The organism is Rhodococcus sp. Q1 (assembly GCF_004153645.1).
Taxonomy (GTDB): Bacteria; Actinomycetota; Actinomycetes; order Mycobacteriales; family Mycobacteriaceae; genus Rhodococcus; species Rhodococcus gordoniae.
In genome coordinates, this window is record NZ_SDMJ01000005.1 from 294,989 (window position 1) to 315,597 (window position 20,609).

Annotated in this window: 19 protein-coding genes, 1 pseudogene and 1 riboswitch; of the genes and pseudogenes, 14 read left to right on the forward strand and 6 right to left on the reverse strand. The window is 68.3% G+C overall.

All coding sequences use genetic code 11. The features are described from left to right. Window positions 1-59: 59 nt before the first annotated feature. Window positions 60-542, reverse strand: coding sequence for a DUF456 domain-containing protein (locus EQ874_RS17110; protein WP_129977514.1), 483 nt, complete (start codon window positions 540-542; stop codon window positions 60-62). 165 nt (window positions 543-707) lie between these two features. On the opposite strand from EQ874_RS17110, the gene EQ874_RS17115 reads away from it, so the two are divergent. Both EQ874_RS17115 and EQ874_RS17120 read left to right on the forward strand, forming a co-directional pair. Beyond that, the gene (locus tag EQ874_RS17115) at window positions 708-3,416 is read left to right on the forward strand and encodes a vitamin B12-dependent ribonucleotide reductase (protein ID WP_129977595.1); all 2,709 of its coding nucleotides are present in this window, start codon (window positions 708-710) and stop codon (window positions 3,414-3,416) included. A gap of 23 nt (window positions 3,417-3,439) precedes the next feature. Next, entirely contained in the window at window positions 3,440-3,868 is a 429-nt protein-coding gene (locus tag EQ874_RS17120) for a hypothetical protein (protein ID WP_129977515.1), read from the forward strand. Window positions 3,869-3,875: 7 nt separating this feature from the next. Here the strand turns inward: EQ874_RS17120 and EQ874_RS17125 are convergent, their stop codons facing one another. After that, a complete protein-coding gene (locus tag EQ874_RS17125) occupies window positions 3,876-4,256 on the reverse strand; it encodes a VOC family protein (protein WP_026003201.1) in 381 nt (126 codons plus the stop codon). 92 nt (window positions 4,257-4,348) lie between these two features. On the opposite strand from EQ874_RS17125, the gene EQ874_RS17130 reads away from it, so the two are divergent. Both EQ874_RS17130 and EQ874_RS17135 read left to right on the forward strand, forming a co-directional pair. Then, window positions 4,349-4,726, forward strand: coding sequence for a nuclear transport factor 2 family protein (locus tag EQ874_RS17130; protein WP_016933751.1), 378 nt, complete (start codon window positions 4,349-4,351; stop codon window positions 4,724-4,726). A 106-nt stretch (window positions 4,727-4,832) separates the two neighbouring features. Next, a complete protein-coding gene (locus EQ874_RS17135; protein WP_129977516.1) occupies window positions 4,833-5,930 on the forward strand; it encodes a CaiB/BaiF CoA-transferase family protein in 1,098 nt (365 codons plus the stop codon). 51 nt (window positions 5,931-5,981) lie between these two features. Here EQ874_RS17135 and EQ874_RS17140 read toward each other — a convergent pair whose 3' ends face one another. The 3 genes from EQ874_RS17140 to EQ874_RS17150 form a co-directional block, all read right to left on the reverse strand. Further along, a complete protein-coding gene (locus tag EQ874_RS17140; RefSeq protein WP_129977517.1) occupies window positions 5,982-7,463 on the reverse strand; it encodes a PLP-dependent aminotransferase family protein in 1,482 nt (493 codons plus the stop codon). A 33-nt stretch (window positions 7,464-7,496) separates the two neighbouring features. Further along, window positions 7,497-9,035 carry an alkaline phosphatase D family protein gene (locus tag EQ874_RS17145; RefSeq protein WP_129977518.1) on the reverse strand — a complete coding sequence of 513 codons (1,539 nt, stop codon included), beginning with the start codon at window positions 9,033-9,035 and terminating at the stop codon, window positions 7,497-7,499. A 130-nt stretch (window positions 9,036-9,165) separates the two neighbouring features. Then, a complete protein-coding gene (locus EQ874_RS17150) occupies window positions 9,166-10,455 on the reverse strand; it encodes an adenylosuccinate synthase (RefSeq protein ID WP_016934311.1) in 1,290 nt (429 codons plus the stop codon). Between the two features lie 253 nt (window positions 10,456-10,708). Between EQ874_RS17150 and EQ874_RS17155 the strand changes: the two genes are divergently transcribed. Next, window positions 10,709-11,362, forward strand: a complete 654-nt coding sequence (locus EQ874_RS17155; protein ID WP_026003325.1) for a hypothetical protein — start codon at window positions 10,709-10,711, stop codon at window positions 11,360-11,362. Window positions 11,363-11,369: 7 nt separating this feature from the next. Here the strand turns inward: EQ874_RS17155 and EQ874_RS17160 are convergent, their stop codons facing one another. After that, on the reverse strand, window positions 11,370-11,948 hold the full coding sequence (locus EQ874_RS17160) for a TerD family protein (protein WP_016934313.1): 579 nt from the start codon (window positions 11,946-11,948) through the stop codon (window positions 11,370-11,372). A gap of 157 nt (window positions 11,949-12,105) precedes the next feature. On the opposite strand from EQ874_RS17160, the pseudogene EQ874_RS17165 reads away from it, so the two are divergent. The 9 genes and pseudogenes from EQ874_RS17165 to EQ874_RS17205 all read left to right on the forward strand — a co-directional run bounded on the left by EQ874_RS17165 (window position 12,106) and on the right by EQ874_RS17205 (window position 20,597). Next, window positions 12,106-13,207 (forward strand): annotated as a pseudogene (locus tag EQ874_RS17165) (glycosyltransferase family 1 protein). Beyond that, complete coding sequence (locus EQ874_RS17170; RefSeq protein WP_129977519.1) at window positions 13,204-14,289, forward strand: glycosyltransferase family 4 protein; 1,086 nt, start codon at window positions 13,204-13,206, stop codon at window positions 14,287-14,289. Before EQ874_RS17165 ends, EQ874_RS17170 begins: the two are co-directional and overlap by 4 nt. Next, window positions 14,286-15,284, forward strand: coding sequence for a glycosyltransferase (locus tag EQ874_RS17175; protein WP_129977520.1), 999 nt, complete (start codon window positions 14,286-14,288; stop codon window positions 15,282-15,284). Before EQ874_RS17170 ends, EQ874_RS17175 begins: the two co-directional genes overlap by 4 nt. Further along, entirely contained in the window at window positions 15,281-16,108 is an 828-nt protein-coding gene (locus tag EQ874_RS17180; protein WP_129977521.1) for a glycosyltransferase, read from the forward strand. The genes EQ874_RS17175 and EQ874_RS17180 overlap by 4 nt, the downstream gene beginning before the upstream one ends. Before the next feature lie 17 nt (window positions 16,109-16,125). Continuing rightward, window positions 16,126-16,253: riboswitch (cobalamin riboswitch) on the forward strand. Window positions 16,254-16,288: 35 nt separating this feature from the next. Then, window positions 16,289-17,488, forward strand: coding sequence for an ABC transporter substrate-binding protein (locus EQ874_RS17185; RefSeq protein WP_129977522.1), 1,200 nt, complete (start codon window positions 16,289-16,291; stop codon window positions 17,486-17,488). Continuing rightward, window positions 17,485-18,588, forward strand: coding sequence for an iron ABC transporter permease (locus EQ874_RS17190; protein WP_129977523.1), 1,104 nt, complete (start codon window positions 17,485-17,487; stop codon window positions 18,586-18,588). Before EQ874_RS17185 ends, EQ874_RS17190 begins: the two co-directional genes overlap by 4 nt. Continuing rightward, window positions 18,585-19,400, forward strand: coding sequence for an ABC transporter ATP-binding protein (locus EQ874_RS17195; protein ID WP_129977524.1), 816 nt, complete (start codon window positions 18,585-18,587; stop codon window positions 19,398-19,400). The genes EQ874_RS17190 and EQ874_RS17195 overlap by 4 nt, the downstream gene beginning before the upstream one ends. Further along, the gene (locus tag EQ874_RS17200) at window positions 19,393-20,040 is read left to right on the forward strand and encodes a (2Fe-2S)-binding protein (protein WP_129977525.1); all 648 of its coding nucleotides are present in this window, start codon (window positions 19,393-19,395) and stop codon (window positions 20,038-20,040) included. Before EQ874_RS17195 ends, EQ874_RS17200 begins: the two co-directional genes overlap by 8 nt. Then, entirely contained in the window at window positions 20,037-20,597 is a 561-nt protein-coding gene (locus EQ874_RS17205; protein ID WP_129977526.1) for a hypothetical protein, read from the forward strand. Before EQ874_RS17200 ends, EQ874_RS17205 begins: the two co-directional genes overlap by 4 nt. The last annotated feature ends 12 nt before the right edge of the window (window positions 20,598-20,609 follow it).

Consider the following 20,609-nt stretch of genomic DNA (forward strand, 5'->3'; position numbering starts at 1 on the left):
AGCCCGACGACCGAGGAGGGACCCGTCCGTGCGGACGGGTCCCTCCTCGCATTCCGGGCTCAGGTGAACAGGACCGCTCCCAGCCACACCGAGGCCGCGACGAGTCCGCCGAACAACTCGACGAGGATCGACAACGCGACGGCCTTGGTGGCCGCCACGGTCGAGACCCACGCGTCGCGATGAGTGCGGTGCCGCTGCACCTCGGACAGGTACATACCGAGCAGGAAGCCCAGGAACAGGCCGACGACGGGGACGACGAAGAACCCGACGATACCGAGCAGCCCGGCGAGGATCAGCGACCGGTTCGGCACGCCCGCCTGCTGCAGTCGCTTCCCGGGCCAGGTGTACTTCACGATGCCGGTGACCAGCAACGCCGCCGTCGCCACGCCGAGCACGACCCACGCGGTGGTGCCTCCCGTGACGAACGCCCACACTGCGATCGCCCCGAAGATCAGCAGGACGCCGGGCAGGATCGGCAGCACGATCCCGAGCAGGCCGACGAGGATCGCCAGCCCGACGAGCAGTTCGCCCCCGGCACTCACGGCGCCACCGGGTGGGCCGAGCGGGCGGAAGACAGCGGAGTACCGGGACGCGGTGGCAGCATGGTGGGACTATATGTGCCACCGGTCCACGCCCCCCGGGAGGACGCGATGAGCAGTACCAGGCCTCACAGCCCGAAGAGTGCATCGGACGCCGGCTCCGCCGCGATGCGCGGCGACGTCCGGTACTTCACGACCCCCGCTGTCGATCCCGCCGAGACGGTCGAGTGGCAGCGACGCGACGCGCGGATCGTGCACCACGGCACCGGGCGCGTCGTCTTCGAGCAGACGGATGTGGAGTTCCCTGCCTTCTGGTCGCAGAACGCCACCGACATCGTCACGCAGAAGTACTTCCGCGGGCAGCTCGGGCACCCCGATCGTGAACACTCGCTGCGCGACGTGATCGCGCGCATCGTCGACACGATCACCGCCTGGGGGCACACCGACGGCCATCTCGACGACCCGGAGGCGTTCGCCGCCGAACTGACCTGTCTGCTGATCCACCAGCGGGCCTCGTTCAACAGTCCCGTCTGGTTCAACATCGGGGTGCCGAACACTCCGCAGCAGGCCAGTGCGTGTTTCATCCTGTCGGTCGACGACAGTATCGATTCGATCCTCGAGTGGTACCGCCAGGAAGCGGTGATCTTCAAGGGCGGGTCGGGAGCCGGGGTGAACCTCTCCCGGATCCGCTCGTCGGCCGAACCGCTGACCGGCGGTGGAAGCGCATCCGGTCCGGTCAGCTTCATGCGCGGCGCCGACGCGTCGGCCGGCACGATCAAGTCCGGCGGCAAGACCCGGCGGGCCGCCAAGATGGTGATCCTCGACGTCGGCCATCCCGACGTCGAGGAGTTCGTCGACTGCAAGGCGATCGAGGAACGCAAGGCGCGGGTGCTCGCCGAGGCCGGTTTCGACATGGACCTCGACGGCGCCGACATCCATTCGGTGCAGTACCAGAACGCGAACAATTCGGTGCGCGTGACCGACGAGTTCATGCACGCGGTGGTGGCCGACGCCGAGTGGCCCCTGCGCGCCGTGACGACCGGCGAGACCGTCCGGACGGTGCGCGCGCGAGAGTTGTTGGAACGCATAGCATCCGCCACCTGGGAATGCGCCGACCCCGGCATCCAGTACGACACGACGATCAACGCCTGGCACACCGCCTCCGCGACCGGACGGATCAACGCGTCGAATCCCTGCTCGGAGTACATGCATCTCGACGATTCGGCCTGCAATCTCGCGAGCCTGAATCTGCTCACCTTCCTCCGCGAGGACGGCACCTTCGACGTCGACGGTTTCCGTCACGCCGTGGCGGTGATGCTCACCGCGCAGGAGATCCTCGTCGGCCGCGCCGACTACCCCACCGAGCGCATCGGTGAGACGTCGCGTCGGTTCCGGCAGCTCGGACTCGGTTACGCCAATCTCGGTGCGCTGCTCATGGCTTCGGGCCTGCCCTACGACAGCGAGGGAGGCCGCGCGACCGCGGCGGCGATCACCGCGCTGATGACCGGGCACGCCTACGCCGTCTCGGCCGATCTGGCGCGGCGCCTCGGCCCGTTCGACGGGTTCGACGAGAACCGCGCGCCGATGCTCGACGTGCTGGGCAAGCATCGAGGGGCACTCGACGACATCGACGCCGATCTCGCCCCGGCCGACGTGCTCGAAGCCGCGCGGCAGGCGTGGGATCGCGCGGTGACCGACGGCACCGCCCACGGCGTGCGCAACAGCCAGGTCAGCGTTCTCGCCCCCACCGGCACCATCGGACTCGCGATGGACTGCGACACCACCGGTATCGAACCGGATCTGGCGTTGGTGAAGACCAAGAAACTCGTCGGGGGTGGCAGCCTCACGATCGTCAATCGCAGTGTGCCACGCGCATTGTCGCGTCTGGGTTACGGCCCGTCGGAGGTCGCCGACATCGTCGCGCATCTCGATCTGCACCACGATCTCGCCGGCGCGCCGCACGTTCGCGGCGAGCACGCACCGGTGTTCGCGACCTCCATGGGCGACAACGTCATCTCGCCGCGCGGCCACGTCGCGATGATGGCCGCGGTGCAGCCCTTCCTGTCGGGTGCGATCTCGAAGACGGTGAACCTGCCCGAGTCCGCGACCGTCGACGACATCGCCGACATGTATGTCGACGCGTGGCGGCTGGGCGTGAAGGCCCTCGCGATCTACCGCGACAACTGCAAACTGGGACAACCGTTGTCGACGTCGTCGCGCCCTGCTGTCGCAGAAGCGGCGGCGTCGTCCGCGGCGCCTCGCCGCGAGCGGCTCCCGCGCACCCGCACTTCGCGGACGTTCGAGTTCCGGGTGGCGGACTGCAAGGGCTTCGTCACGATCGGTGAGTACGACGACGGGCGTCCCGGCGAGATGTTCCTGCGCGTGTCCAAACAGGGCTCGACGCTCGCCGGCATCATGGACGCCTTCTCGATGTCGGTCAGTTACGGTCTGCAGTACGGGGTCCCGTTGCGCACCTTCGTCCGGGCCTTCACGAGTACGCGTTTCGAGCCGGCCGGGATCACCGACGATCCGGATCTGCGGATCGCCACGTCGATCCTCGACTACATCTTCCGGCGACTGGCGGTCGACTATCTCGAACCCGACGAGCGCGCCGAACTGGGCATCCTGACCGTCGCCGAGCGTTCGGTGCCCGACACCCCCACGCTCACGCCGTACACGAGCACGCCGCCGGTGCGTGATCCCGATCCGCCGGCGACCGCACGGCGCAGCACGCATGCGGACTCCCCGGGTGGGTTCGCCGCGCCGTCACCGTCGAATCCGGACGCGCCGTACTGCATGCAGTGCGGGGTGAAGATGCAACGGGCCGGATCGTGCCACGCCTGCCCGTCCTGTGGGAACACCAGCGGCTGCAGCTGAGGTGATGCGTCCATACTGGCGCGATGGTCCTGGGAGTCGACACCGAACTGACATTGACGGCCGCAGGTACGGTCTTCCTCCTCGCGCTCGCTCTCGGCGTGTGGAAGTACCGGCAGATGGCGACGTCCGACGACCACCTCGCGCACCCGTACGTCGACATCGCCCACCGATCGGCCCTGATGTACTCCTTCGCGACGCTGCTGGTCGCGGTGTTCGTCGAGCTCAGCGCGTGGCCCACCGCAGTGAACCTCGCCGCGGCCGCGGTGATCGTGGTGTTCTTCGTCGGTGCGATCGCGAGCTATGTCGTGCACGGTGCGCTGCGCGACACCACGAATCAGTTCGCGCGTCCGGTGCGCGGGACGGGTCCGGCGATGGCCGCGCTGATCGTCGGTGAGATGGGTGGCTTCGCGGTGCTGTTCGCCGGCTTCCTGTGGGGTGCCTTCGCAAGCTGAGGCCGCGTCAGGTGCGGTGTTCGAGCAACGACAGGACGTTGCCGTGCGGGTCGCGGAACCACGCGACCCGCATACCGTCGGGTGCGGTCCACGCGTCGTGGTCGTCCTGATCCATGCCGTTGTACCGGATGAACTCCACGCCGTGCTCGCGCAGTCGTTCGACGGTGCCGTCCAGATCGGATACCCGCCAGCCCAGCACGGTGTAGCCGGTCTCCTCGCGCGACTGCACGAGGGTCACCCGGACCGGTGCGCCGTCGCCTCCGTCGAGGACGAGCGCGAAGGGGTCGCGGGAGAGCTTCCGGAAGCGCAGGGTGTCGACGTAGAACATCTCCGAGACGTCGAGGTCGGTGCTCGGGACGAAGCTCACGAGTTGGCCGGTGATCGTCATACGTCCACTGTGCTCCGGAGCGCCCGAGTGCGACAGCGGATTCGGCGGATTCACGCCCCCACCTCGGCGATCCGGCGACTAGGCTCTCGATCATGAGTACCTCGGAGATCGCTACGGTCCTGGCCTGGCACGACGCTGTGAACAGCAACGACATCGACACGCTCGTGCAGTTGTCGAGCGACGACATCGTGCTCCCCACCCCCGACGACGATCCCGACCAAGGACTCGACGAACTGCGCGAGTGGGCGACGACGGCAGGGGTCACGCTGCAACCGGGCCGCCTGTTCGTCCACCACGGAATCGTGGTGGTCGAGGAGACGGCGACCTGGGCGTCCGATCCGGGGCCTCGTGAGGAGGCGATCGCCTTCCGGGTGGTCGACGACCAGGTGGTCACCGTCGTCCGCCACGCCGATCTCGGCGAGGCCTTCGAGGCGACCGGACTGAGCGAGGCCGACCTCTACGAGGAGTGAGCCACTCCCGACGACCGGAACCCCAGTGACCGGAACCATATTCTGAACGCTCGCTAAGGTACTCTCCGTTGCGACAGTCCCTACACATCGGAGCGAGGTTCGTCGAGTGTCCGCTGAAGCTGTTGAGAAGAAGGGTCCGCTCGCGGGTGTCCGCGTCGTCGAGTTCAAGGGGCTCGGTCCCGGCCCGCACGCCGCGACCCTGCTCGCCGATCTCGGCGCCGATGTCGTCATCGTGCAGCGCCCCGGTGAGATCCCGCCGGCGGGACAGCGCGACCCGATTCAGCGCAACCGTCGTGTCGTGGAGGCCGACCTCAAGGATCCCGCCGACATCGAGAAGGTCCTGGGTCTGCTCGAGCGCGCCGACGTCCTCATCGAGGGTTTCCGTCCCGGCGTCACCGAACGGCTCGGCCTCGGACCGGATGTGGTCCTCGAGCGCAACCCGCGCATCGTCTACGGCCGCATGACCGGTTGGGGCCAGGAGGGCCCGCTCGCGAACGCGGCCGGCCACGACATCAACTACATCTCGCTCACCGGTGTGCTGCACGCGATCGGCCGTAAGGGTGAGCGTCCGGTGCCGCCGCTGAACATGGTGGGCGACTTCGGCGGCGGTTCGATGTTCCTCGTCTTCGGCATCCTCTCCGCCCTCGTCGAGCGGCAGACCTCCGGCAAGGGCCAGGTCGTCGACGCGGCGATGGTCGACGGTGCCCTCGCGCTCTCGCACATGATGTGGGCGTTCCGCGGCCGCGGTGTGTGGTCGGACGAGCGCGGCGTCAACCTGCTCGACACCGGCGCACCGTTCTACGACGTCTACGAGACCAAGGACGGCAAGTACATGGCCGTCGGCTCCATCGAGCCGCAGTTCTACGCACTGCTGCTGCAGGGCCTCGAGCTCGATCCGGCCGACCTGCCGCACCAGCTCGACACCTCCCGCTGGGCGGAGACGAAGAAGATCTTCACCGAGAAGTTCCTGTCGAAGACGCGCGACGAGTGGACCGAGATCTTCCTCGGCACCGATGCCTGCGTCTCCCCGGTCCTCACCTGGGCCGAGGCGGAGAAGAACGAGCATCTCGTCGCCCGCGGATCACTGATCGAGATCGACGGCACCGTGCAGCACGCACCGGCGCCACGCTTCTCCCGCACACCCGCCGGCGAGCCGGGGGCACCGGCGGCCGAGGCCACCGACATCGACACCCTCTGGGTCTGATCCGGCAGCCCGAGCCCGCCGACGCTCCGACGATCGTCCTGGCGCACAGGATCAGACGACGAGCCGCGCCTCGTCGGGCGTGCGTCCGGAGGCCACCTGGTCGTAGGCGGCGGCCATGGCCTCGACGGCGTCGTCGAGGACCTCCGCGTCCTGCGTATGCGGCAGGCGTACGAAGTGCTCGAACGCGCCCTGCACGCCGAAACGCGGACCGGCCGAGAGCAGCACGCCGTGAGACGGTGCGGCCGCAGCCAGCGAGGTCGACACCGGCTCGGGCATCCGCGCCCACAGCGACATCCCGCCCTGGCCCGGTGTGTACTCCCAGTCGGGTAACCGCCGGTCCAGGGCGTCGCACAGCGCACGACGTCGCTCCCGCAAGCCGGCGCGTCGGCGTTCGAGCAGCTCGTCGACATCCGAGAGCAGATGTGCGGCCGCGAGCTGTTCCATCACCGGGGTGCCCAGGTCGACGGCAGTCCGGGCTCCGGCCAGCCGGACGATCGTGTCGCGGTCGGCGCGGATCCACCCCACCCGCAGGCCGCCCCAGAGCGACTTCGCCGTCGAGCCCACCGTCACCACCGACGCTCCGGCGGGCATCGCCGCGACCGGCGGCGGCGGCGGGGCGTCGAGCCACAGATCGACCATCGACTCGTCGACGACGAGCGTGGTCCGCGTGTCGCGCATGATGCGGGCCAGTTCGGCACGGCCGTCCTCGTCGAGGCACAGGCCCGTGGGGTTGTGGAAGTCGGGGACGAGGAAGGCGGTGCGGGCGGCGGTCTGCCGGACGGCGCTGGCGACACCGTCGAGATCCCAACCGCCGTGCGGGCCGTTCTCCGGGCGCACCGGAACCGGCACCGGACGGGCGCCGTATCGGCGGATCGCTTCGAGCGCATTGGGATAGGTGGGGTGGTCGACGACCACCCGGTCGCCGGGATCGTCGAACACACCGAGCAGCAGGCGCATCGCGTGCTGCGCCCCGGAGGTGACCATGATCTGATCGGGCGAGGTGGGCAGTCCACGCTCGCGGTAGCGACGGGCGATGACCTCGCGCAGCACCGACACCCCGATCGGTTCCATGCCGTGCGAGTCGAGATAGGTCGACATCGACCGCAGCGCCGCCGCATACGCCGCCTCGATCTCCGTTGCAGGCGCGGGTAGCGAGGCATTGCTCAGATCGATCGCCGGACCGACCGGCATCCGGGATCCGGTGTTCTCGGAGCCCCGGCGAGCGGGCACCGCGACGGTGCTGCGGGCACCCTGTCGACTGCGCAGATAACCCTCTTCCCGTAGCGCCGCGTAGGCGGACGCGACGGTGGTGCGGCTCAGCGACAGGGCTGCGGCGAGCTCCCGCTCGCTGGGCAGGGCGACCCCGAGCGGAACACGACCGTCGTGCACGAGCAGGCGGATGCTGTCCGCGAGCGCCCGGTAGGCAGGACGAGGATCGGGGCGAGAGGAGCGACGGGAATGCGACTGCCCCGAATCCTGCCAGTTGCCGAGGTCGCGGACGAGCGAACCGGCTCCGATCGCTCGAGTGATCATCGATCCAGTATGCCCCGCGCCGCGCGGGCGGGATCAGGCCGGTGGATCGAGCACCTGACGGAACAGGACCGTCCCTCGCGAGTCGAGCAACTCGACCCGCATCTGCCTCGTCCCTCCGTCGATGAACACCTCCCCGAAGTGCTGATATCCGTCCATCGGTGAGGTGTTCGCCGCCGGAGGCGCGTGCACGAAGACGGCCTCGGGCCCGAACGTCCCGTCCAGTTCGTCGGGTCCGAAAGCACCCGCGTTGAGCGGTCCCGAGACGAACTCCCAGAACTCGTCGAAGTCGGTGAACGATGCGCGTTCCGGCGAATAGTGATGCGCGGCCGTGTAGTGCACGTCGGCGGTCAACCACACGGTTCCGGTGATGCTGCGCGCCTTGACCGCCGACAGGATCTGCGCGATCTCCGATTCCCGACCCGACGGAGTGCCGTTGTCCCCGTTCGCGATTCCTTCGAAGGCCGTGTCGCCGTCAGGCACGACCAGGCCGATCGGGAGGTCGGCGGCGATGATCTTCCAGGTGGCGGTCGAGCGGGTGAGTTCGTCGATGAGCCACTGCGTCTGCGCGCTGCCGAGTACCTGCCCTGCCGCGCCGACGTTGGTGCCGTTGGCGTCCTTGTAGGTCCGCATGTCGAGTACGAAGACGTCGAGCAGCGGTCCGTACCGCACGACCCGGTGGATACGCCCGTCGGCGGCCTCCGCCGGGTCGAGCGGAAGCCACTCGTGGAACGCACGGAAAGCCCGCTTCGCCAGGATGTCCACGTTCTTCTCGGTGTACTGCTCGAGATCCAGGATCTCTCCCGCGTACCAGTTGTTGACGGTCTCGTGGTCGTCCCACTGCACGATCTGCGCGACGGAGGAGTTGAACCGCCGGTAGTTCTCGTCCATGAGGTTGTAGGCGTACTGGCCGCGGTACTCGTCGAGGGTCTGCGCCACGGCACTCTTGGCGTCGGTGACGATGTTGCGCCAGATCCGGCCGTCCGATAGTTCGACGGTCTCCTTCAGCGGATTGTCGGCATACACGACGTCACCGGAATGTACGAACAGGTGCGGGTCGCGACGGGCCATCGTGTCGAAGATCGTCATCCCGCCGAGGTCGGGATTGATGCCGAAGCCCTGACCGGCGGTGTCGCCGGACCACTGCAGCCTGATGTCGCCCGGGGCGGCCGGCGCGGTGCGGAACAGACCCGTCACCGGTTCGGACGTGGCACCGTCCTCACCTTCGAGGACGACACGGTAATGCACCTGTTCGCCGGCCGGCAGTCCCGTCAGCCGCAGCCGGCCGGTTCCGTCCGTCTCGGGGGTCAGCAGACCACCCACGTGCCGCACGGGGTCGGTGAAGGATTCGGTGGCTGCAGTCTCCACGACGAGCCGCGCAGGCCGATCCGAACGCGCCCACACGAGCGCCCCGTCGGCCCGCACGTCGCCGGTGGCCACACCGTGGGTGAGGATCGGCCGCTCACGGACCAGGCTCGGCGTCGCACCGGAATTTCCCGACGAGCATGCCACCGCCGGAGTCGCGAGGGCTCCGAGCGCGACGGTGCGCAGCAGGGTTCGACGGGACACGTACATGCTTCTTCTCCAGGGTCCGACGGATTGTGCGGGACGAGCGTGCACAATCCGTGCGAACCGTCGGTGAACGGCCAGTGAGGGCCGGGCGCCCGTCCGACGACGAAATCGGAACGGGCGTGAAGCTACCCCGTCAGCGGATGACGTCGCGCCGGACGATGGTCTCGTCGCGACCCGGCCCCACACCGATGCAGGAGATGTAGGCGCCGGAGAGCTCCTCGAGACGCAGCACGTAGTTCTGCGCGTTCTGCGGCAGCTCCTCGAAGGTGCGGGCATGGGAGATGTCCTCCCACCAGCCCGGCATCTCCTCGTAGATCGGCTTGGCGTGGTGCACGTCGGTCTGCGTCATCGGCATCTCGTCGATACGCACACCGTCGACCTCGTACCCGACGCAGATCGGCACGGTGTCGAGACCCGACAGCACGTCGAGCTTGGTGAGGAAGTAGTCGGTGATGCCGTTGACGCGGGTCGCATAGCGGGCGATGACGGCGTCGAACCATCCCGTGCGGCGTGCGCGGCCGGTGGTGACACCGACCTCTCCGCCCTGCTTCGCGAGGTAGGCGCCGTGGTCGTCGAACAGTTCGGTCGGGAACGGGCCCGAGCCGACGCGGGTGGTGTAGGCCTTGAGGATGCCCAGCACCGTCGTGATCCTGGCGGGGCCGATACCCGAACCGACTGCGGCGCCGCCGGCGGTGGGGTTGGACGACGTCACGTACGGATAGGTGCCGTGGTCGACGTCGAGGAGCGTGCCCTGCGAACCCTCGAGGAGGATCGTGTCGCCGCGATCGAGGGCCTTGTTCAGTTCGAGGCGGGTGTCGGTGATGCGGTGCGTGAAGCTCTCCGCCTGCGCGAGCACCTCGTCGACGACCTGCTGCGGGTCGAGTGCCTTGCGGTTGTAGATCTTGACGAGCACCTGGTTCTTGAATTCCAGTGCGGCCTCGACCTTCTGGGTGAGGATCTTCTCGTCGAGCACGTCGGCGACCCGCACGCCCACACGGGCGATCTTGTCCTGGTAGCAGGGGCCGATACCGCGGCCGGTGGTGCCGATCTTCTTCTTGCCGAGGAAGCGTTCGGTGACCTTGTCGATGGCCACGTGGTACGGCATGATCAGGTGCGCGTCGGCCGAGAGCAGCAGACGGCTGGTGTCCACGTCGCGCTTCTCGAGACCTTCGAGTTCGGTGAGCAGCACACCCGGATCCACCACGACACCGTTGCCGATGACGTTGTTGACGCCGGGCGTCAGGATGCCCGACGGGATCAGGTGCAGGGCGAACTTGTCGCCGTTGGGCAGCACCACCGTGTGACCGGCGTTGTTGCCGCCCTGGTAGCGCACGACCCACTGCAGACGTCCGCCGAGTAGATCGGTAGCTTTGCCCTTGCCCTCGTCGCCCCACTGGGCTCCGATCAGGACGATTGCCGGCATGTCGCGCTCTCCTCAGGCAGGTGTCTACGTGCGGGCGGTCTCGCCTGCAGGGTCCTGCCCAACCGGGCAGCAGCCGGGACCACAGTGTAGTCCACCCTCGGACGAGCGCGGATGACGGTCCGGCAGAACCGCCCGGAGCTGCGGCGCGCGGCGGCGGGTCGCCGACCCACCCGGCCACCGGCTTCCCATTACAGTGGACACAGCCGAGAGCCCGACGAACCCGACCCCTCGAGGAGACCCGTTGACCCCGGTAGTGCTCAGATGCGGTGACGTGCCATTGCCGTTGGCGCTGACCCCCGTGACCGCACTTTCTGCGCCTGCCCTCCCCGAGAAGGACGACTTCGAGGACGTCTTCGCCCACCTCGAGTCGGTGGAGGACCCCCGTCTGGTCCTCGTGGGCGACGATGCGGCCTTCGCTGCGACCGTCACCCGCCTGATGCGCACCGAACGTCTCGACCTGGAGATCGCGTACGTCCCGGAGAAGCGCACCCCCGCCACCGAGGCGTACGGACTGCGGACGGGGTCCAAGGCCGCCACCGTCGCCCTCCAGGGCGTCGCGAAACCGCTGCCGCTCATCCGCGACGACGCCGGCATCGCCCTCGTCGGCCGCGCGTTGCTGTGCGGTGACGAGGACGAGGCGCTCGTCGGAGAGGCCTACGTCGACGACACCCGCCTGTTCTCCGGCACCGTGCCCGGCATCCGCGTCGAACCCACCCCGGCGATGCCCGGTCTTCGGGCCGCGATCGACCGGCCTCGCTGGTTCGGCGGATACAAGTGGCTGACGGGCCGGGCGATGCAGCTGGGTTCCCCCGCCACGGTCGTCACCCGCGACGGGGTAGCGAACCCCAGGGCCCTCAAGCGGTCGACCTTCTACCGGCACGACAAGAAGTGGAAGCTCGTCCGCTGAACCCTTCTCAGCCGACGTTCACGCCGTAATCCCGCGCGATGCCCGCCAGGCCCGACGCGTAGCCCTGGCCGATGGCGCGGAACTTCCACTCCCCACCGTGGCGGTACAGCTCGCCGAAGACCATCGCGGTCTCGGTGGACGCGTCCTCGGTGAGGTCGTAGCGGGCGAGCTCCCGGTTGTCGGCACGGTCGACGACGCGGATGAACGCGTTGCGCACCTGGCCGAACGACTGGCCGCGCGCGTCGGCATCGTGGATCGACACCGGGAAGACGATCGACTTGACCTCCGCCGGAACGGCGACGAGGTCGACGTTCACGCTCTCGTCGTCGCCCTCACCCTCCCCGGTGAGGTTGTCGCCGGTGTGCTCGACCGAGCCGTCGGGCGAACGCAGGTTGTTGTAGAAGACGAAATGCTGGTCGGACAGGACCTTGCCGTTCTCACTCGTCAGCAACGCGCTGGCGTCGAGATCGAAATCCACGCCGGTCGTCGCCCGCACATCCCAGCCGAGACCCACCGTCACCGCCGTCAGGTTCGGAGCCTCCTTCGACAGCGAGACGTTGCCGCCCTTGGCCAAGCTCACACCCATACCGAATCCTCTCGCTCGATGATCGTTGCTAACCGCCACCCTAGTGAAGACCGGACGAGTCGGGCAGGGACGTGTGAATGCCTCCTCCCCCGGGTATGCGCCGAGCACCGGACGAAGGCCGGGGACGGCGTTCCCGGCCATTCGGCGTGTACGGCGAATGTCGCGCGGGGGAGAAGAGGGGTCGGCTGTGGTGATTCGGGTCGCGTCGGTACCTGCGTCGCACGTCTACGTCCGGCACCTCGCGTGCCCGGAGGGTGACGACGTGATCCGGTTGTGCGGACCCGATTCCGGCCGACGGCCGCAAGGTGCCCGGTGGCTGGTGGCCGCCGTTGATGCTCGAACCGGGCTGGGTGAGCGACCACCACGAGGAATTCGACGTCTTCCACGTCCATTTCGGCTTCGACGCGATCGGCGCGGAACAACTGCAGGACGCCGTCGCCGAACTCGCCGAGCATCACAAGCCACTCGTGTACACGGTCCACGATCTGCGCAATCCGCACCACCCGGAGCCGGGCGAGCACCACAAGCAGCTCGACGTGCTGATTCCCGCTGCGGACGAACTGATCACCCTCACACCGGGCGCCGCCGAGCAGATCCGTCTGCGCTGGGGGCGGAAGGCGACGGTCCTGCCGCACCCGCACGTCGTCGAGCAGCCCTGGCTCGAGCGACCGCGCCGTAACGACGGACCGTTCGTCGTCGGGGTCCACGCGAAGAGTCTGCGGGCGAACATGGATCTGTTCCCCGTACTCGACACGCTCGCCGAGACGATGCGATCCCTGCCGGGCGCCGTACTGCAGATCGACGTGCACGACGAGGTCTTCGATCCCGACAACGCGTACTGGTACAACCCGGAAGCCGGGTCGCGCATCCTGCGGTACGGCGAGCAACCCCACGTGGACGTGCGTGTTCATCCGTACTTCTCCGACAACGAACTGTGGCAGTACCTCTCGGACCTGTCGGTGTCGGTGCTGCCCTACCGCTTCGGCACCCACTCGGGCTGGCTCGAGGCGTGCTACGACCTCGGCACCGCGGTGATCGCCCCGAGCTGCGGCTTCTACGGTGAGCAGCGCCGGTGCGGCGTGTACACCTTCGACGAGAACACCTTCGACGCCGACTCTCTCGACCGTTGCGTGCGTGAGTTGTACGAGACCAGGGATTTTCCGCGAGCCGCCTGGCCGCAACGCATGGATGAGCGTCGTGCACTCGCCCGTGCGCACCGCGACATCTACCTACGCGCGACGGGAGGGCGGAACGGATGACGTCGCCCTCGTTGCGTGTAGCCCTCATCGCGTCCAACAGATATCCGATTCGCCAGCCCTTCGCGGGCGGACTCGAAGCACACGTGTGGCACCTCGCGCACGCGCTCGGCAAGGACGGGCACGAGGTGACGCTCTTCGCCGCACCGGGCTCCGACCCCACACTTCCGGCCGAGTTCCTCGAAGTGCCCTCGTTCGAGGTCGGCGAACTCGCGCGAAGCGACGTGTCGATGCCGCCGGCGGACGGTTTCCTCGGCGACCACCACGCCTACCTGTCGTTGATGCTCGATCTCGCAGGGCCGTCGGCCGACGCCTTCGACGTCGTGCACAACCACAGCCTGCACTACCTGCCGATCGCGATGGCCCGGACACTGCGTACCCCGCTGCTGTGCACCCTGCACACGCCGCCGACGCCCTGGCTCGAGTCGGCGATGGCCACACCGGGTGGATGTCCGGGCACATTCGTCGCGGTCAGCCGCCACACCGCGGCGGCGTGGGAACACGCCACCCCCGGTCCGGTCGCGGTCGTGCCCAACGGCGTCGACCTCGGGGCATGGCCCGTCGGCCCGGGGGGTGACGACCTGATCTGGTTCGGCCGCCTCGTACCGGAGAAGGGTGCACACCTTGCGATCGAGGCCGCGCGGCGAGCCGGCTACCGAGTGCGGATCGCCGGGCCGATCAGCAACCGCGAGTACTTCTCCCGACACGTCGAACCGTTCCTCGGCCCCGACGTGACCTACCTCGGTCACCTGTCCCAACCCGATCTCGCTGCAGCGGTGGGAAATTCGGCGGCGTCTCTCATCACCCCGCAGTGGGACGAGCCGTACGGGCTCGTCGTCGCCGAGTCCCTCGCGTGCGGGACACCCGTGGTGGCCTTCGCTCGCGGCGGGATCCCGGAGGTGGTGGACGAGAGCAGCGGATGCCTCGTCGCGCCGGACGACATCGACGACCTCGCTGCGGCGGTGCCCTGCGCGGTCGGCCTCTCCCGTTCCTCCGCCCGGGCCCGCGCGGAGGAACGCTGTTCGGAACGCACGATGGTCGACGCGTACGTCTCGCTGTATCGGGAGCTCGCAGGAGCGGCATGATCGGCTACTACATCCATCATCACGGGCACGGGCACCGTACCCGTGCGAGCAGCATCTGCGCGCATCTGCAGGCGCCGGTGACGGCGTTGTCGTCGGCACCGCTCGGCAGCGCGTCGGATGCCTTCGACGACGTGGTGCTGCTCCCCCGCGACGACCTCGCCGTCGGCACCGCACAGGACCCGACGGCCCACGACGTCCTGCACTGGGTTCCCAGCCATGACGACGGTCTCCGCGAACGCATGCACGCGCTGGGTTCGTGGATCGCCGCGACGCGGCCGAGCCTGCTGGTGGTGGACGTATCGGTGGAAGTGACGCTCCTCGCCCGGCTGTACGGCATCCCCGTGGTGGTGCTGGCGATGCCGGGCGAACGCACCGATACCGCGCACACACTCGCGTACCGCATCGCCGACCACATCGTCGCGCCGTGGGCACAGGAGATCTACGACCCGCACTGGCTGCGCCCGTATATGGACAGGACATCGTATGTCGGGGGCATCAGCCGGTTCGACGGTCGTCCGGCACCCACCCGACCGTCCGCCGAGAAGCCGCGGGTGCTCGTGATGAGCGGCAGCGGCGGGTCGTCGATCACGGTCGACGATCTGCTCCGCTTCTCGGCCCGCTTCCCGGAGTACACGTGGGAAGGTCTCGGGGTCGCCGGGGGTCCGTGGGTCGACGACCCGTGGCCCGTCCTCGCGGGAGCCGATGTCGTGATCGGGCACGCGGGACAGAACACCGTCGCCGACATCGCGGCCGCCGCACGACCTGCAGTCGTCATCGCCGAACCCCGTCCGTTCGACGAACAGCACTCCACCGCAAAGGCTCTCGAGAAGTCCGGCCTGGCAGTGGGACTCGACGGCTGGCCCGGCCCCGGACGTTGGCCCGAACTGATCGAACGGGCACGCGGTCTCGACCCGATCGAGTGGAAACGCTGGCAGGTCGATGGCGCTGCGGCGCGGGCCGCCGCAATCCTGGACGAGCTCGCGGGGGCGCCGTGACCGTCTCGGTCGTCACCGTCGCCGCCGGTCGCAGCACGCATCTGCGGCGGCAACTCGACGGCCTCGCGCGCAGCACCCGAACACCCGACGAGCACATCGTCGTCGCGATGGGTGATCCGGAGGTCGCCGATGTGGTCGCTGCTGCGAAATCGCCGGCGCGGGTGGTGCCGATGGATGTCGGTTCCGGGCGCCTACCGGTCGCGGAAGCACGGAATCTCGGAGCCCGCGCGGCGTCGTCCGACCTGCTGGTCTTTCTCGACGTCGACTGCATCCCGTCCCCCGAGCTGCTCGAACGGTACATCGACGCAGCCGTGCGCCATCCCGCCGCGCTTCACTGCGGTCCCGTCACCTACCTGCCCGAGCCGGGACCCGGCGGCTACGACCTCGCCCGGCTCGGTGACTCCGTCGATCCGCACCCGGCCCGCCCGTTTCCACCCGACGACGAGATCGTGCTGAACGACGCACACGAGATGTTCTGGTCGCTCTCGTTCGCAGCCCGGCCACTCGTATGGGACCGTATCGGCGGCTTCTGCACCGCGTACCGGGGGTACGGCGGGGAGGACACCGATTTCGGTCAGAAGGCCGCGCGCGCCGGAGTCCCCATGGCATGGGTCGGGGGCGCCCACGCCTTCCACCAGTACCACCCGGTGTCGACTCCGCCGGTCGAGCATCTCGACGACATTCTCGTCAATGCCACACTGTTCCAGCAGCGTTGGGGCTGGTGGCCGATGCGGGGCTGGCTCGACGAATTCGAGCGGACGGGACTCGTCTCCTTCGACCCCGACACGCAGCGGTGGACGAAGGTGCGGACGACCGGCCCGTGAGAACTTTTCGTGCCGTGTGCTAATTTCGGCACCGTCATTGCGACGACGCACGAGGAAGCCGGTGTGATTCCGGCGCGGTCCCGCCACTGTGACCGGTAGAGCGATCTCCGGGAGCCAGATACTCACGTCGCCGTACCTCCTTGCCCGGGGCGGACTTCCCCGAGAGAGGGCGTAATCGCCATGCGTGTACGCGCAGCCTTTCCGACGCTCCTTGTCGCGCTGACCTCCGCAAGTCTTCTGCTCGCCGGATGTTCGCCGGCCACATCCGACACCGAGAACGCTGCCTCGGACGGGTGTATCACCGACTTCGACCCCTCGGTCGACTATTTTCCCGACAAGTCCGAGATCGTCGACGCCGAGAACTTCTCGATCACCTACGAGAAGAGCTACCAGGTACTTACCGTCGACGAGCCGTTCACGGGTGCACAACCCGAGTCGTACGTGCTGGTCAAGTGCGGTGCACCTGCCCCGGAGCTGTCGGGCGATCTGGCCACGGCCCAGCAGATCCAGGTGCCGATCACGAGCCTGTACTCCGGCTCGACCACCCATCTGCCACTGGTGACCGCGCTCGACGAGCTCGATGTGCTCACCGGCGTCTCGAACGGTTCGTATGTCTCCGACACCACCGTGATCGAACGCATCGAGTCCGGTGACATCGCCGAATACGCAGCGGGCGGCACGATCGACACCGAAGCCGTCGTGCTGGCCGCGCCCGACGTGGTGATGACCGGCGGCACCGACGACCCCGCCTACACGCAGCTGCGCGAGGCCGGGATCGGCGTGGTCGCCAACGCCGAATGGCTCGAGGCATCGCCGTTGGGGCGGGCCGAGTGGATCAAGGTCGTGGCTGCACTGACCGGCAAGGAGACCCGGGCCGCCGAGGTCTACGACGGTATCCGCGACCGGTATCTCGACGTCGCGGCGAAGGCCGCGGGCGTCGAGACCGTGCCCGTGCTGCTCGGCGGGATGTCGCAGGGCACCTGGTACATGTCCTCCGGCGGCAGTTACATGGGCCGGTTGTTCAGCGATGCCGGTGCCCGCTGGCCGTGGCAGGACGTAACGACCACCGGTTCGCTTCCCCTCGACTTCGAAACCGTGGTCGCCGAGGCCTCCGACGCCCCCACCTGGCTCGTAGTGAACAACAGCTGGAACTCGATCGGTGATGCCCTCGCCGACGACGAACGCTACGGATCACTGACCGCGGCCGCTGCGGGCCGGGTCTGGAACGCCAACAAGGCACTCGGGCCGAACGGTGGCAACGACTTCTACGAGCGCGGTGTGCTGCGCCCGGATCTGATCCTGTCCGATCTCGTCGCGATCCTGCACCCCGATCTTCTTCCCGGCCACGAGTTCACGTTCTACCGGCAGCTACCGGCATGACGTCGGTGCTGACCACCTCGGAGGTCACGGTCGATCAGCGACCTGCAACATCCGTGCGGGTGGGTCGCGTCACCGTCACGTTCGTGGCACTGGCGGCCGCGATCGTGGTCGCGGCAGTGCTGTCGGTGATCCTCGGATCGGTCACCGTTCCGCTCGACGAGACGCTGCGGGTGCTGGTCGGCGGTGTCGCGACCGACGCCCGGTGGGACATGGTGCTTCGTGATCTGCGTCTGCCGCGTACCGTCACCGCGCTTGCGGTGGGTGCGGCCCTGGGGATCGCCGGTCTGCAGATGCAGACGCTCTTCCGCAATGCCCTCGCCGACCCGTTCATCCTCGGCGCGAGCTCCGGCGCGAGCCTCGGGGTTGCCGTCGTGGTGGTCGCCGGGGGTGGCGGCGCCGGCGGATTCACGGCCGGGCTGGCAGGCCTCGGACGTGCCGGGGTGGTGATCGCCGCCGCGCTCGGAGCGGCCGCGGTACTTCTGTTGATCGTGCTGTTGTCACGGTGGGTGAAATCGGCTGTGACCTTGCTGTTGATCGGTGTGATGCTCGGCTCGGCAACCACCGCCGTCGTGTCCGTCCTCCTGGTCTACGCGGATCCGCAGCGCAGCCAGCAGTTCCTGGTGTGGGGCCTGGGCAGCTTCACGGCTACAACCTGGTCCGATTTGAGGCTGTTGGTCCCCGTGGTGGTCGGCGGGATCGCCGTCGCCCTGCTCACGGTGCGTGCGCTCAACGCGTTGCTGCTCGGTGAGGGATACGCCCGTTCGATGGGCATCGACATCCGGACCGTCCGGTTGACGACGGTGGTGTCGGCAGCATTGCTCGCCGGGGCCACCACGGCCTTCTGCGGGCCGATCGGCTTTCTCGGTCTCATCGTTCCGCACTTGGCCCGCATGGCATTCGGAACCTCGGATCATCGGGTACTCCTGCCTGGGGTAGCCCTGCTCGGAGGCCTGGTGGCCGTGATCTGCGGAATCGTGAGCCAGATGCCGGGGACCGACACCGTCTTCCCGCTCAACGCCGTCACGGCGCTCGTGGGTGCTCCCGTGGTGATCGTGGTGCTGATCCGATCCCGGCGCGGAGCACTGGGAGCAGCGCTGTGACCCCCGCGGGTGTGGAACTGCGCGACCTGACCATCGGCTACACCCGCCGCCGCGCCCTGCGCTCGAGCGCGGTCACGACGATCGCCGCGAACATCACTGCCGTCGCCCGCCGCGGTGAACTGACAGCCCTCGTCGGCCCCAACGGCGCCGGCAAATCGACTCTGCTGCGCACCCTGTGCGGACTGCAACCACCGTTGAGCGGGCAGGTATTCATCGATGGTGACGATCTCGCGACGGTGCGCCCCGCCGAGCTGGCGACCCGCATCTCGGTGGTCCTCACCGAACGCATCGACCCGGGGCTGCTTACCGTGCGCGAACTCGTCGCCCTCGGCCGAACCCCACATCTGCCGGCCAGCGCCCGACTCTCACCCGAAGACCGGGCCGCGGTGGACCGGGCCCTCGACGCCGTCGGTGCCGTGCCCCTGGCTTTGCGACAGTTCGCCGAACTGTCCGACGGCCAGCGCCAACGCGCCCTCACCGCCCGGGCGCTGGCCCAGGATCCGTCATTGCTCGTGCTCGACGAACCCACCTCCTTCCTCGACGTGCCCTCACGGGTCGAACTCGTCGACGTCCTCGGACGCCTGGCGCGCGAGCAGAATCTCGCGGTGGTGATGTCCACCCACGAACTCGAACTCGCAGTACGGGTGTCCGACCGGATGTGGCTGCTCGACTCGGACCGCACACTGACATGCGGCACCCCCGGTGCCCTGGCCGAATCCGGCCGTATCGGAGCGGCGTTCGATCGCGGACGCATGCGGTTCGATCCTCGCAGGATGGTGTTCGACCTGGAAGCGGAGGACAGCCGTGTCTGATGCGATCGGGGTTCTCGAGCGAATCGCCGTATGGAGCCCGTACTTCCGCGTGAATACCGGACCTGCCGACGGCAGGTGGCGTCCCACCGCAGATCTGGCCGACCCCGCGACCCGCGACGCTCTGGTGGCCGATACTGCCGCGCGGATGGGCACCGACGAACCGCGCGTGGCCGCATCGACCCTCTTCTTCGGATACGTCGCACGCGTGTGGTCGGTGGCGATCGGTTCCGTCGTCGACTCCGGACGATGCATCCGGCTCGATCCCGGGCAACTCCTGTGGCGTAACGACGCCGGACTGCACCTGCACATCACAGAACCCGGATTCGGCGACGACGTCGTGACGGAAGTCCTCGACCGCCAGATCGAACCCCTCGTCCGTGCGTGGCGCGACGTGGTGGCAGGCGGCCTGCTGTGGGGCAACACGGCATCCGCCCTGATCGGCGCCGGACGGGTGATCGGTTCGGCTGCACAACCTCTCGTCGGTGCTGCACTGTCCGATCCGCGTCTCGCCGAAGCCCTCGACCCGGCGACCGGCCGACGTCGCAGCTGCTGTCTGTACTACCGCACACCCACCGGCGGGGTGTGCGGCGACTGCGTCTTTCCCACCCCGCCGAAGGACCGCTCGAAGGAGATTCCGTGACAGTCGTTTTCGATCCCGAGATCATCGATACCGAGGACGGCGGGCGCGAACAGCGCTGGCCCCTGCCGACCGACGAGGACAGCCTGCTGCGCCTGATCCGGCTGTTGTTCGAGAACTACTGGAACGACATGTGGTTCGGTCTGCTCATCGAAGGTTCGGCGCTGGAGGTCGCGGCCCCCGACGCGCCGAAGAAGATCGGCATGTACGACGGGTACGTCACCGTCGATTTCGGCCGGTGGCATTTCCATCTGTGCATCGGCGAACACACCGCGAGTGGGCCGGAACTCGGCCGGATCCGCCGCTGCGGCCGCGCCGAGCTGTACCGCAGGATCGGCAGGGACGACACCGTCACCTCCTGGGGTCTGCGCATGTTCAACGGCCGGGACGAGCAGATGCTCACGATCATGCTGCCCACCCCGTTCCTCACCAACACCCAGCAGCTGACGGAGGAACCGGTCTGGGAACACCTCGAGGCGTGGGACCGCATCCGGGCGGAGTTTCTGGGATTGGACCCCGATCCGCGCGACCGCACAGGTAGGGGCTTCCGGCACACATGAGTGTGAAGCCGG

Bases quoted from the DNA above. Each gene is read 5' to 3' on its own strand.
- EQ874_RS17170 (WP_129977519.1), top strand. From the start codon at position 13,204: ATGACGTCGCCCTCGTTGCGTGTAGCCCTCATCGCGTCCAACAGATAT.
- EQ874_RS17160 (WP_016934313.1), bottom strand. From the start codon at position 11,948: ATGGGTGTGAGCTTGGCCAAGGGCGGCAACGTCTCGCTGTCGAAGGAG.
- EQ874_RS17115 (WP_129977595.1), top strand. From the start codon at position 708: ATGCGCGGCGACGTCCGGTACTTCACGACCCCCGCTGTCGATCCCGCC.
- EQ874_RS17140 (WP_129977517.1), bottom strand. From the start codon at position 7,463: ATGATCACTCGAGCGATCGGAGCCGGTTCGCTCGTCCGCGACCTCGGC.
- EQ874_RS17190 (WP_129977523.1), top strand. From the start codon at position 17,485: ATGACGTCGGTGCTGACCACCTCGGAGGTCACGGTCGATCAGCGACCT.
- EQ874_RS17125 (WP_026003201.1), bottom strand. From the start codon at position 4,256: ATGACGATCACCGGCCAACTCGTGAGCTTCGTCCCGAGCACCGACCTC.
- EQ874_RS17150 (WP_016934311.1), bottom strand. From the start codon at position 10,455: ATGCCGGCAATCGTCCTGATCGGAGCCCAGTGGGGCGACGAGGGCAAG.
- EQ874_RS17130 (WP_016933751.1), top strand. From the start codon at position 4,349: ATGAGTACCTCGGAGATCGCTACGGTCCTGGCCTGGCACGACGCTGTG.
- EQ874_RS17120 (WP_129977515.1), top strand. From the start codon at position 3,440: ATGGTCCTGGGAGTCGACACCGAACTGACATTGACGGCCGCAGGTACG.
- EQ874_RS17175 (WP_129977520.1), top strand. From the start codon at position 14,286: ATGATCGGCTACTACATCCATCATCACGGGCACGGGCACCGTACCCGT.
- EQ874_RS17185 (WP_129977522.1), top strand. From the start codon at position 16,289: ATGCGTGTACGCGCAGCCTTTCCGACGCTCCTTGTCGCGCTGACCTCC.
- EQ874_RS17145 (WP_129977518.1), bottom strand. From the start codon at position 9,035: ATGTACGTGTCCCGTCGAACCCTGCTGCGCACCGTCGCGCTCGGAGCC.